At 51.1% G+C, this 13080-nt stretch carries 9 protein-coding genes; 6 read left to right on the top strand and 3 right to left on the bottom strand.

What is annotated here, in order from left to right:
• Positions 1 to 185: 185 nt before the first annotated feature.
• The 4 genes from purM (at position 186) to ppx (ending at position 5689) form a co-directional block, all read left to right on the top strand.
• The gene (gene purM / locus OGW16_RS20035) at positions 186 to 1223 is read left to right on the top strand and encodes a phosphoribosylformylglycinamidine cyclo-ligase (RefSeq protein WP_003838485.1); all 1038 of its coding nucleotides are present in this window, start codon (positions 186 to 188) and stop codon (positions 1221 to 1223) included.
• Positions 1220 to 1861: a phosphoribosylglycinamide formyltransferase gene (gene purN / locus OGW16_RS20030; protein WP_075145831.1), complete on the top strand. Its 642-nt coding sequence runs from the start codon at positions 1220 to 1222 to the stop codon at positions 1859 to 1861. The genes purM and purN overlap by 4 nt, the downstream gene beginning before the upstream one ends.
• 215 nt (positions 1862 to 2076) lie before the next feature.
• The gene (gene ppk1, locus OGW16_RS20025) at positions 2077 to 4143 is read left to right on the top strand and encodes a polyphosphate kinase 1 (RefSeq protein ID WP_043017172.1); all 2067 of its coding nucleotides are present in this window, start codon (positions 2077 to 2079) and stop codon (positions 4141 to 4143) included.
• A 4-nt stretch (positions 4144 to 4147) separates the two neighbouring features.
• Positions 4148 to 5689: an exopolyphosphatase gene (ppx, locus tag OGW16_RS20020; protein ID WP_043017173.1), complete on the top strand. Its 1542-nt coding sequence runs from the start codon at positions 4148 to 4150 to the stop codon at positions 5687 to 5689.
• Here ppx and OGW16_RS20015 read toward each other — a convergent pair.
• Complete coding sequence (locus tag OGW16_RS20015) at positions 5669 to 7939, bottom strand: bifunctional diguanylate cyclase/phosphodiesterase (RefSeq protein WP_286518724.1); 2271 nt, start codon at positions 7937 to 7939, stop codon at positions 5669 to 5671. The two genes, ppx and OGW16_RS20015, sit on opposite strands and share 21 nt — an antisense overlap.
• A 350-nt stretch (positions 7940 to 8289) precedes the next feature.
• On the opposite strand from OGW16_RS20015, the gene OGW16_RS20010 reads away from it, so the two are divergent.
• Positions 8290 to 8493 (top strand): YfgG family protein, encoded by a 204-nt coding sequence (locus tag OGW16_RS20010; protein ID WP_286518723.1) that lies wholly within the window; start codon positions 8290 to 8292, stop codon positions 8491 to 8493.
• A 367-nt stretch (positions 8494 to 8860) separates the two neighbouring features.
• Positions 8861 to 9739 carry a small-conductance mechanosensitive channel MscS gene (mscS, locus tag OGW16_RS20005; RefSeq protein WP_043017176.1) on the top strand — a complete coding sequence of 293 codons (879 nt, stop codon included), beginning with the start codon at positions 8861 to 8863 and terminating at the stop codon, positions 9737 to 9739.
• 118 nt (positions 9740 to 9857) lie between these two features.
• Here mscS and guaA read toward each other — a convergent pair whose 3' ends face one another.
• Both guaA and guaB read right to left on the bottom strand, forming a co-directional pair.
• Positions 9858 to 11435, bottom strand: coding sequence for a glutamine-hydrolyzing GMP synthase (gene guaA / locus OGW16_RS20000; RefSeq protein ID WP_043017966.1), 1578 nt, complete (start codon positions 11433 to 11435; stop codon positions 9858 to 9860).
• A 63-nt stretch (positions 11436 to 11498) separates the two neighbouring features.
• Positions 11499 to 12965, bottom strand: coding sequence for an IMP dehydrogenase (gene guaB, locus OGW16_RS19995; RefSeq protein WP_003037756.1), 1467 nt, complete (start codon positions 12963 to 12965; stop codon positions 11499 to 11501).
• Between the last annotated feature and the right edge of the window lie 115 nt (positions 12966 to 13080).

Genomic DNA, 13080 nt, shown 5'->3' with positions numbered 1-13080 from the left:
GCACAAGACTGTACCCGGTTTCATTTTCGTGGCGCAGTTCAAACAAATAGATAAATGATTGTAAAATGCTGAAAAAATCAGCAGATAAAACTTGATGCAGAGCAGGCTCGCAAACGTTTGCTTTCCCTGTTAGAATTGCGCCGAATTTAACTTTTACTGCAAGTAAACATGTGGGGAAGCAGGCAGTGACCGATAAAACCTCTCTTAGCTACAAAGATGCCGGTGTTGATATTGATGCAGGTAATGCTCTGGTTGATCGAATCAAAGGCGTAGTAAAGAAAACTCGTCGTCCGGAAGTTATGGGTGGTCTGGGTGGCTTCGGTGCGCTGTGCGCATTGCCGCAAAAATATCGTGAACCGGTACTGGTTTCCGGCACTGATGGCGTTGGCACAAAACTGCGTCTGGCGATGGATCTGAAACGCCACGACACTATCGGCATTGACCTCGTCGCAATGTGCGTCAACGACCTCGTCGTTCAGGGCGCTGAGCCGCTGTTTTTCCTCGACTACTATGCGACCGGCAAACTGGATGTGGATACCGCAGCCAGCGTCATTAACGGTATTGCCGAAGGTTGTCTGCAGTCTGGCTGCGCGCTGGTTGGCGGGGAAACGGCTGAAATGCCGGGGATGTACCACGGCGAAGATTACGACGTGGCAGGCTTCTGCGTTGGCGTCGTCGAGAAATCAGAGATTATCGACGGTTCAAAAGTGGCTGACGGCGACGTATTGATTGCGCTCGGCTCCAGCGGCCCGCACTCCAACGGTTACTCTCTGGTGCGTAAAATTGTTGAAGTCAGCGGTTGTGACCCGGAAACCACCGAGCTTGAAGGCAAGTCGCTGGCCGATCACTTGCTGGCCCCGACCCGCATTTACGTAAAATCCATTCTGGAACTGATTGAGAAGGTTGATGTGCATGCCATCGCCCACCTGACCGGCGGCGGCTTCTGGGAAAATATTCCACGCGTTCTGCCGGACAACACGCAGGCGGTGATCGACGAATCGTCATGGCAGTGGCCAGCTGTTTTCAACTGGCTGCAAACGGCGGGTAACGTCAGCCAGCATGAGATGTATCGCACCTTTAACTGCGGCGTAGGTATGGTAATCGCCCTGCCAGCTCCGGAAGTGGACAAAGCCCTTGCTTTGCTCAATGAGAAAGGTGAAAACGCATGGAAAATCGGTATCATCAAAGCTTCTGATTCCGAACAGCGTGTGGTCATTGAATGAAAAACATTGTGGTGCTCATTTCCGGCAACGGAAGCAATTTGCAGGCGATAATAGACGCCTGCGAACAGAAAAAAATCAATGGCACCATACGTGCAGTATTCAGTAACAAGGCCGATGCGTTCGGCCTTGAGCGCGCACGCGAAGCGAATATTCCGGCGCACTCGCTGGAAGCCGCCCAGTTTGCCAGTCGCGAAGCATTCGACCGCCAGCTGATTCAAGAGATTGACGCCTATGCGCCCGATGTCGTCGTGTTGGCCGGTTATATGCGCATTCTCAGCCCGGCGTTTGTCGCTCACTATTCTGAGCGATTGCTGAATATCCATCCGTCTTTATTGCCGAAATATCCCGGCCTGCACACGCACCGTCAGGTTCTGGAAAACGGTGATGAAGAGCATGGAACTTCCGTCCATTTTGTCACCGATGAACTGGACGGCGGACCGGTTATTCTCCAGGCCAAGGTTCCGGTATTTGAAGGCGACAGCGAAGATGATGTCACGGCCCGGGTCCAGGCCCAGGAACATACCATTTACCCACTGGTGGTAAGCTGGTTTACCGATGGTCGCCTGAAGATGCGTGATAACGCAGCATGGCTGGACGGCGTTCGTCTGCCGCCACAAGGCTACGCCGCCGACGAATAATAAAAACCAGCCTGTAAGCCGGATCTCACCATCCGGTCTACAGGCATGATTACCTTTTCCGGTTAACATCTCCGGTATTCATCTACGCTCCCCCCTTTCTCTTTGCTATCAGACGGTTTATTGTCATATTTTTCTGGCACAGTTGGACATCTGAGAGCAATGCTCGCCATAATAAATCGGTAGTGTCCCGTGAATGAAACGGAGTAAAAGTGGTAATGGGTCAGGAAAAGCTATACATCGAGAAAGAACTCAGTTGGTTAGCGTTCAATGAACGTGTACTCCAGGAAGCTGCTGATAAGTCAAACCCGTTGATCGAACGGATGCGTTTCTTAGGCATCTATTCCAATAACCTCGACGAGTTTTACAAGGTGCGTTTTGCCGAACTGAAGCGCCGAATCATTATTAGCGAAGAACAGGGTTCAAACTCTCACTCCCGCCATCTGTTAGGCAAAATCCAGGCCCGCGTATTAAAAGCCGATCAGGAATTCGACGGCCTGTACAACGAGTTGCTGCTGGAGATGGCGCGCAACCAGATTTTCTTAATCAACGAACGTCAGCTATCGGTTAATCAACAGAGCTGGTTACGCCATTACTTTAAGCAATATCTTCGCCAGCATATTACGCCGATCCTGATTAACCGCGAGACGGATTTAGTTCAGTTCCTGAAAGATGACTACACCTATCTGGCGGTAGAAATTATTCGCGGTGATTCGATCCGCTACGCGCTGCTGGAAATCCCTTCCGACAAGGTTCCACGCTTTGTGAATCTGCCGCCGGAAACCCCGCGGCGTCGCAAACCGATGATCCTGCTGGACAACATCTTACGCTACTGCCTGGACGACATTTTCAAAGGGTTCTTTGATTACGATGCGCTAAACGCTTATTCGATGAAAATGACCCGCGACGCCGAATACGATTTGGTGCACGAGATGGAATCGAGCCTGATGGAGCTGATGTCATCCAGCCTGAAACAGCGTCTGACCGCAGAGCCTGTACGTTTTGTCTATCAGCGCGACATGCCCAATGCGCTGGTCGAGGTGCTGCGTGAAAAACTGACGATTTCTCGCTACGACTCAATTGTTCCCGGCGGGCGCTACCATAACTTCAAAGACTTTATTAACTTCCCCAACGTTGGCAAAGCTAACCTGGTGAACAAACCACTTCCTCGTTTACGCCATATCTGGTTCGACAACGAGAAGTTTCGCAACGGATTTGATGCAATCCGCGAGCGCGATGTGCTGCTGTATTACCCGTATCACACCTTTGAACATGTTCTTGAGCTGTTGCGTCAGGCCTCTTTCGACCCGAGCGTGTTGGCGATAAAGATCAACATCTACCGTGTGGCAAAAGACTCGCGCATCATCGACGCGATGATCCATGCAGCGCATAACAGTAAAAAAGTCACCGTAGTGGTGGAATTGCAGGCGCGCTTTGATGAAGAAGCCAACATTCATTGGGCCAAGCGTCTGACCGAAGCGGGTGTTCACGTCATTTTCTCCGCGCCGGGCCTGAAAATTCACGCCAAGCTGTTCCTTATCTCGCGTAAAGAAGGTGACGAGGTGGTGCGCTACGCCCACATCGGTACCGGGAACTTCAACGAAAAAACGGCGCGACTGTATACTGACTATTCTTTGCTTACCGCCGATTCGCGCATTACCAACGAAGTCCGTCGGGTGTTCAACTTTATCGAGAACCCGTATCGTCCGGTGACGTTCGATTATCTGCTGGTTTCTCCACAGAACTCACGCCGTCTGCTGTACGCGATGATCGACAAAGAAATCGCCAACGCACAGCAAGGGCGGCCTTCCGGTATTACGCTAAAACTTAACAATCTGGTCGATAAAGGCCTCGTTGACCGCCTGTATGCGGCGTCCTGCTCGGGCGTGCCGGTTAATTTGCTGATCCGCGGTATGTGCTCCCTGATCCCGAATCTGGAAGGCATCAGTGATAATATTCGCGTGATAAGCATCGTTGACCGCTACCTTGAACACGACCGGGTTTATATCTTCGAAAACGGCGGCGACAAGCAGGTATATCTCTCCTCCGCAGACTGGATGACCAGGAATATCGACTATCGCATCGAAGTCGCCACGCCGCTGCTGGACCCGCGTCTTAAGCAGCGTGTGCTGGATATTATCGATATCCTGTTCAGCGACACGGTGAAGGCTCGCTTCATCGATAAAGAACTCAGTAATCGCTACGTACCGCGCGGAAATCGCCGTAAGGTTCAGTCACAATTGGCGATTTACGACTACATCAAATCACTCGAGCAACCTGACTAAAGATATGCCAATACACGACAAGACTCCGCGACCGCAGGAATTTGCTGCGGTCGACCTCGGTTCAAACAGTTTCCATATGGTCATTGCCCGTGTGGTTGATGGCGCTATGCAAATTATCGGACGCCTGAAACAACGCGTTCATCTGGCTGATGGTCTCGGCGAAGACAACAAGCTGAGCGAAGAGGCAATGGAGCGCGGATTAAGCTGTCTGTCGCTGTTCGCCGAACGCCTGCAGGGCTTTCCCCCATCAAGCGTATGCATCGTGGGTACCCATACTTTGCGTCAGGCGCTGAATGCGACCGATTTTCTCAAGCGCGCAGAAAAAGTCATCCCCTACCCGATTGAGATTATTTCCGGTAATGAAGAAGCCCGACTGATTTTTATGGGTGTAGAGCACACCCAGCCGGAAAAAGGTCGCAAGCTGGTTATCGATATTGGCGGTGGTTCAACAGAACTGGTGATCGGCGAAGATTTCGAACCCAAACTGGTCGAAAGCCGTCGTATGGGCTGCGTCAGTTTTGCCCAGATGTATTTCCCGGGCGGCGTTATCAGTCGGGAAAACTTCCAGCGTGCCCGCATGGCGGCAGCGCAAAAGCTCGAAACCTTAACCTGGCAGTTTCGCATTCAGGGCTGGAACGTTGCGATGGGCGCATCGGGTACGATTAAAGCGGCACATGAAGTGCTGCTGGAGATGGGCGAGAAAGATGGTTTCATCACTCCCGAACGCCTGGACAAACTGACATCCGAAGTACTAAAACATGCGTCATTCGAAGCCCTCAGCCTGCCAGGGCTGTCAGAAGAGCGAAAAGCGGTGTTTGTGCCCGGGCTTGCGATTCTGTGCGGCGTTTTTGACGCGCTCGCTATCCGCGAACTTCGCCTTTCTGATGGCGCGCTACGTGAAGGCGTACTGTACGAGATGGAAGGACGTTTTCGCCACCAGGACGTTCGCAGCCGTACCGCCAGCAGTCTGGCGAACCAGTACAACATCGACAGTGAACAGGCCCGGCGCGTACTGGAAACGACGATGCAAATGTACGATCAGTGGCATACGCAGCAGCCAAAACTGGCCAATCCGCAACTGGAAGCGTTACTGCGCTGGGCGGCGATGCTGCATGAGGTTGGGCTGAACATCAACCACAGCGGTTTACATCGCCACTCTGCTTATATCCTGCAAAACAGTGATTTGCCGGGCTTTAATCAGGAACAACAGCTGATGATGGCAACCTTAGTTCGTTATCATCGCAAAGCGGTGAAGCTGGATGATTTGCCCCGCTTTACGCTGTTCAAGAAAAAACAGTTTCTACCGTTAATTCAGCTGTTACGCCTGGGCGTGCTGCTGAATAATCAGCGTCAGGCAACCACCACGCCACCGACGCTGACCCTGATTACCGACGACAACCACTGGACTTTACGCTTCCCGCATGACTGGTTTAGCCAGAATGCGCTGGTGCTGCTCGATCTGGAAAAAGAGCAGCAATACTGGGAAGCCGTAACCGGCTGGCGTCTCAAAATTGAAGAAGAAAGCTCACCCGATATCGCCGCATAAGCTCTCAGCAGGTGCCAGTTCTTCTGGCACCTTTTCTTCCAGCGTTTCGTGCAGCGGTTGCGGTTTACCAATCAGATACCCCTGCATGTAGTCAATCCCCAGCGAAATCACCGCACTGCGTATTTCCTCGCTTTCGACGTACTCCGCAACCACCAGCATTCTTTTCATTCGCGCCAGGTGGCAAATGGACGCCACAATTTGGTAGTCGAGGCTGTTCGAAACGATATTGCGAATAAAGCTGCCGTCAATTTTCAGAATATCGGCATTCACATTCTTCAGCCGCGCATAGCTGGCATAACCGGTACCAAAATCATCAATCGCAATCTGACATCCCAATGATTGCAACTGCAGCAACGTTGCCTGCGCCTGTTCCGCATTGGTTAAGGCATTGCTTTCCGTGACCTCAAAAATCAGCTGCCACGCCTCGACTTTGTACTTAGCCAGTAGCAGGTTGATGTCATGCGGAAGTCGGGCGCGGCATACCGACGTAGGTGATAAGTTAATCGCAAATCGACGGGCGGGCATTTTTTCCCGATTCTGCGCCATAAATTTCAGCGTATTTTCAATCACCCACAGATCGATGCTGGAGGACAAACCAAACTCATGCGCTACCGGCAAGAAGTTATCAGGGGCGATAGTCTCCCCGTCGTCCCCCTGAAGACGCAGCAGGATTTCATGATAAACATCGCCGCGTACGCCAGAAATCGGCTGCGCCATCAGGAAAAAGCGATTGTTCTCCAGCGCCTGCTGCAGGCGATTCATCATCGCAACCTTATCTTTCAGGTCACGTTGCAGGTGCATCACGCCCCGTCGCTGCAAATTCTCTGGCGCATTGGTCGCCAGAGAAAGCTCGGCGATGGTGCTTAGCTCTCCCAGTAACAAATAGATGTGGTTAACAGGAGAACGGACATAGCAAAAACTGATGCCCACCTGCGGCTGTAACGGCATGCCATCCCAGATAAAACGAAACTGCTTGATATGCCTGTCCAGCGCTTCAATGCGCTCCTGATGCGATTCGGTGTTAAAACGCAAAACTAAATCATTACCCGATAACTGATAGACATGCTCATCTTGTTCCAACATCGGCGTTACCCACTGGGCGAGTTTTTGCTTGTACTGGATACGCAGCATAATGCCGTAATTTTTCACCAGCAGTTCCATGCCCGGAACACTCAAAAAGCAGAGCACTGACCATGGCGCTTTTTTCAAATCCCGGTTCAACGCGCGCAAATTCGGAATATGCACCATGGGGTCAAAGAAGGCCAGACGATGGTTGCGCCGGGTAACAAACCGTTGGCGCGTTGCCAGTACGGCAATGAAATTTACGATAAAGGAGAAAACCAGGTAACTTGATGAGGTAATGGCAAGCTGGGTATCGTAGCCCGAATACCAGGGCATATAGCGCTGATAATAATGTATCGCGGTAATAAGTACGACCGCCCATATCAACGAAATAAATCTATAACCGTAACGCATAGCTCCCCATAGCATCACGGGCAGCAACAATGACAGGGTATAATTCGTACTAAATATTGAGCTTTGCTCATTTAACGGCATGCACAACATTGCCATCAGCACGGTCAATATAATCAACCAGACAGCAAACTCAGTTTTGGTGACTTTGGTATCAAACTGCTGCTTTAACTGAGAAAAATAGCCTCTCACATGCAAAGGGTTACGGATCGTTCGAATAATAAAATAGCACAGTGGAACCCCAACCAGATTCCCGACCAGCATGGCCTGATAGTTGATCAACGTACCAGTATTAAAGGGCATAACGCCCACCATACCCGATTTGCTCTCATAGACGCCCACAAACGCGGCAAACTGGAAGAGTATCAAAAACAGCGTTGCCGGGCAGAAGACCTGCCAAAACATGCGCTGGAACATCAGGTGGGAATCGCCGTGGGAAACATTGTTTCGTCGGGGAGAAAATACCTTATACCCTCCCCAACTAAGCACGATGGTAACAATAAAGTGCGAAATTATTGAGAGTGTTTCAAATAGCCCAACCTGCGGATATTTGTACCAAATAATGGAAATGATAATTCCGGGTAATGCAGCCCAACCAAAAAACAACATCAGGCTAATCATCAGCGCTAAAGGCAGATAGAAAAGAATTACGGTCCCGGTACTAATATGGGCATAGGTGTTGGCAGTGCTCAATAAAGGCAACAGTAATGAAGGCAAGATGAGAGGTAACGCCCACCATTTATCTCTAATACCAATATAATTTTTATTCAGTTTCATAGATGCTCAGTAGAATCCCGCACATCCTGCAGGGGGTATTCAGACAGGCATCCCACCTGACGTTAAAACGATAAAGTAAAATACATCACAATGATTCATCAATTTTAGTTGGCAGCAAAGGGGGATGCTTGATACACATCAAAAAAAAAGTCTCTCATTAATCAATTATTACTCTTTTCATGGTTTTTTATCGTTATCTCATTATTCATGCAAATAATAATATTAATTTCCATAACATAAATGGATAAAACCACTGAGGCAATTTTACATAACGAAGAATTGACCATTCCCTCACAGTATGCCTTAATGTAAGTATCGCCCTCAGTTGGGTACACTACAAGGAACCTTTTGTGAGCCAGGTTACCAGCCTACGCAAACGACACCGATTTAACAGTCGCATGATCCGGATCGTACTGCTTATCAGCTTTCTCTTCTTCTTCGGACGCTTCGTCTACTCCGCCATAGGTGCGTGGCACCACCACCAGAACAAAAAAGAATCTAAGCAGATAACTCAGCCCCAACAGGCATCTCCTGCTCAAACCGACGTGCGCTGATCTCTCGCACCTGTGATATCCCCAGCATTAAGATTCCTTACCGGATGGCTAATCGCCTGACATTTAACCATCCGGTAAGGGATTTGCGTGATGAAACTTCATACACTTCCCCCACCACCCTCGCTGTATTATCGGATAATCGACCGTATTTTTCGCACAAATACACAATCTTTTCATCCCACTTCACAGCACCATTCGCGCTGATTTTTTACGTTCCGGTTTACTGGATATAAAAAAGACACACAGTGCTCAAATAGACGCTAATTAATATCGCCAGAAAATATCACGGGCGAAAACATTAATATTTTGCATGAAATTAAATGCTTATTTGAATTGTTACCATTATTAAATTGTACAGGGTAATACCATGAGTGGTTTTTCATTATTTCCGAAAATAAGAAGCGGTGTTGAATGGATTGCCGGGCACAGCGATGCGGTTATTCAATTCGGCTGGAATATCGTTGCCGCCGTGATTTTACTGTTTATCGGTAAATTTGTCTCTCGTCTGCTTTCCCGTGGCCTGGAAAAGTTACTGTTAAAACGTAAAGTTGACCGGACCATTATCCAGTTTTTCACCGCGCTGGTACGTTACATCACCCTCGCTTTTTCCGTTGTCGCCGCGTTGGGCCGCGTCGGTATTGAAACCTCTTCCATTATTGCCGTCATTGGGGCCGCCGGACTGGCTATTGGTCTCGCGCTACAAGGATCGCTTTCCAACTTTGCCGCAGGCGTATTATTGGTCTCTTTGCGTCCTTTCCGCGCCGGAGAAGTCGTGCAGATTGGCGCAGTCACCGGAACGGTAGAAAAGGTGCACATTTTCTCCACTACCCTGCTCACCGCTGACAGCAAAGAAGTGGTGATTCCAAACGGTAAGATCATTGCGGATAACATCATTAACTATTCCCGCCACCCGTTTCGCCGTATCGACCTGGTGATTGGCGTGGGATATCAGAGCCGGATCGCAGATGTTAAGCGCGTGATTAACCATATCATCGAGCAGGACAGCCGCATCGATAAGCAACGTGGGGTAACCGTTCGTCTGGGCGAACTGGGCGCTTCAGCGTTGAATTTTTACGTCCGCGTATGGGTACCCAACATCGAATACTGGAATACCTATTACGATCTGCTGGAAAACATTAAAGAGGCCCTGGACGACAACCACATTGCCCTGCCGTATCCGCAGATGGATATACGCGTGGAGAACGTGGCACCCCAATCTCAGCCCCAGCTACAGCTGGTCGATTAGTATCCCACGCTATAACATTCGCCAGACGCGCTTGCTGGCATACGGGTAATAAAAAACCCTCTGTAAACAGAGGGTTTTTGCATACTACCGGTTCAGAAACCGCGAACAGAGAGGGATATTATTCCCACTCAATCGTTGCTGGCGGCTTACCGCTGATGTCATACACCACGCGGGAAATACCGTTCACCTCGTTGATGATGCGGTTGGATACGCGGCCTAAGAAGTCATACGGCAGGTGCGCCCAGTGCGCGGTCATAAAGTCGATGGTTTCAACAGCACGCAGGGAAACAACCCAATCGTACTTACGGCCATCACCCATAACGCCAACGGAACGCACCGGCAGGAATACGGTGAACGCCTGGCTCACTTTGTTGTACAGGTCAGCTTTGTGCAGCTCTTCAATGAAGATAGCATCCGCGCGACGCAGCAGGTCGCAGTACTCTTTCTTCACTTCGCCCAGCACGCGTACGCCCAGACCTGGCCCCGGGAACGGGTGACGGTAGAGCATGTCATACGGCAGGCCCAGCTCCAGGCCAATCTTACGCACTTCGTCTTTGAACAGCTCACGCAGCGGCTCTACCAGACCCATCTTCATCTCTTTCGGCAAACCGCCCACGTTGTGGTGAGATTTGATGACGTGCGCTTTACCGGTCGCGGAAGCTGCGGATTCGATCACGTCCGGATAGATGGTGCCCTGCGCCAGCCACTTAACGTCTTCCAGCTTCAGCGCTTCTTCGTCGAATACTTCCACGAATACGCGGCCGATGATTTTACGTTTAGCTTCTGGATCGTTCTCGCCTTTCAGCGCGTCCAGGAAACGCTTTTCGCCTTCAACGTGAACGATATTCAGGCCGAAGTGGTCGCCGAACATATCCATAACCTGCTGTGCTTCATTCAAACGCAGCAGACCGTTGTCAACGAATACGCAGGTCAGGTTTTTGCCAATCGCACGGTGCAGCAGCATCGCGGTAACGGAGGAGTCAACGCCGCCGGACAGACCGAGGATCACTTTATCATTGCCAACCTGCTCACGAATGCGGGCAACGGCATCATCGATAATTTTTGCCGGCGTCCACAGCGCTTCACACTGGCAGATGTCACGCACAAAACGCTCCAGCATGCGCATGCCCTGACGGGTGTGGGTCACTTCCGGGTGGAACTGCACGCCGTAGAAACGTTTTTCCTCGTGCGCCATGATGGCGAACGGGCAGTTGTCGGTGCTGGCAACGGTCACGAAACCTTCCGGAATGGCGGTTACTTTGTCGCCGTGGCTCATCCACACGTCCAGCAGCGGTTTGCCGTCTGCGGTCAGAGAGTCTTCAATACCGCGGACAAGCGCGCTATCGGTCTGAACTTCAACCTGCGCATAGCCGAATTCACGTTCGTTAGAACCTTCAACATGACCACCGAGCTGCATTGCCATAGTCTGCATGCCATAGCACACGCCGAACACCGGCACGCCCGCATTGAAAACGTATTCCGGCGCGCGCGGGCTGTTCTCTTCGGTGGTGCTTTCCGGACCACCGGAAAGAATGATACCGCTTGGGTTGAATTCGCGAATTTGTGCTTCCGTAACATCCCATGCCCACAGTTCACAGTAGACGCCCAGTTCACGTACGCGACGAGCAACCAACTGAGTGTACTGCGATCCAAAATCAAGGATGAGAATGCGATGTTTATGAATATTGTCTGTCATTGACGCTAATTCCGAGGCAAGTGTAACAAATTCGCCCGGCATAAAGCCGGGCGCGGAAACTTATCAGGAGCCCATGCGGTAGTTAGGGGACTCTTTGGTGATGGTCACATCGTGAACGTGACTTTCCTGGATACCCGCACCGCTGATGCGTACAAACTCTGCTTTCGTTCGCAGCGCGTCGATAGTACCACAGCCGGTCAGACCCATACAGGAGCGCAGGCCCCCCATCTGCTGGTGAATGATCTCTTTCAGGCGACCTTTATAGGCAACGCGACCTTCGATGCCTTCCGGAACCAGTTTGTCAGCAGCGTTGTCGCTCTGGAAGTAACGGTCGGAAGAACCTTTGGACATCGCGCCCAGAGAGCCCATCCCACGGTATGATTTGTAAGAACGGCCCTGATACAGTTCAATTTCGCCCGGAGATTCTTCGGTGCCCGCCAGCATGGAGCCAACCATCACTGCGGCAGCGCCTGCGGCAATCGCTTTCGCGATGTCGCCGGAGAAACGAATACCGCCATCGGCGATAACCGGAATACCAGTACCTTCCAGCGCTTCAACGGCGTCAGAAACGGCGGTGATCTGCGGTACACCTACGCCGGTAACAATACGGGTAGTACAAATAGAGCCAGGGCCGATACCGACTTTAACTGCGCTGCAGCCGGCTTCCGCCAGCGCGCGTGCGCCTGCGCCGGTTGCAACGTTACCGCCGATAATCTGCAGATCCGGGTATTTAGCACGGGTTTCACGGATACGCTGCAGCACGCCTTCAGAATGACCGTGAGAGGAGTCAATCAGCAGTACGTCAACGCCAGCGGCAACCAGCGCGTCAACGCGCTCTTCATTACCTGCGCCCGCACCTACAGCAGCGCCAACGCGCAGACGACCATGCTCGTCTTTACAGGCGTTAGGTTTACGTTCTGCTTTCTGGAAATCTTTAACGGTGATCATGCCGAGCAGGTGGAAGCTGTCATCAACTACCAGCGCTTTCTCAACGCGTTTTTCGTGCATTTTGGCAAAGACAACATCGCGCGCTTCGCCTTCACGAACGGTTACCAGACGCTCTTTCGGCGTCATATAAACGCTAACCGGCTGGTTCAGGTCAGTCACAAAACGCACGTCACGACCGGTGATAATGCCAACCAGTTCGTTATCTTCAGTCACAACCGGATAGCCTGCAAAACCATTACGCTCGGTCAGTTCTTTCACTTCGCGCAGGGTAGTGGTTGGCAGTACGGTCTGTGGGTCAGTTACCACGCCAGATTCGTGTTTCTTCACGCGACGGACTTCTTCAGCCTGGCGCTCGATAGACATGTTTTTGTGGATAAAACCGATGCCGCCTTCCTGGGCCAGGGCAATTGCCAGGCGCGCTTCCGTCACGGTGTCCATTGCTGCGGAGAGCATAGGAATGTTCAGGCGAATGGTTTTCGTCAACTGGGTGCTGAGGTCAGCAGTATTCGGCAGAACAGTAGAATGAGCGGGAACGAGGAGGACGTCGTCAAACGTCAGGGCTTCTTTTGCGATACGTAGCATGGGCAATATCTCACCTGGGAGGTTATTAAATATTGCCGCGGCATTATACAGAGCGTAACCGATTGCATCCACACTTTTTTGCAAAAAAACCTTGCGCTCCTCTGTGAGCATGTTA

Origin of the sequence: Citrobacter sp. Ce104 (assembly GCF_030334595.1) — a bacterium.
Taxonomy (GTDB): Bacteria; Pseudomonadota; Gammaproteobacteria; order Enterobacterales; family Enterobacteriaceae; genus Citrobacter; species Citrobacter europaeus.
Note: the sequence above shows the minus strand (reverse complement) of the source record. Positions and strands in the feature narration are given on the sequence as shown.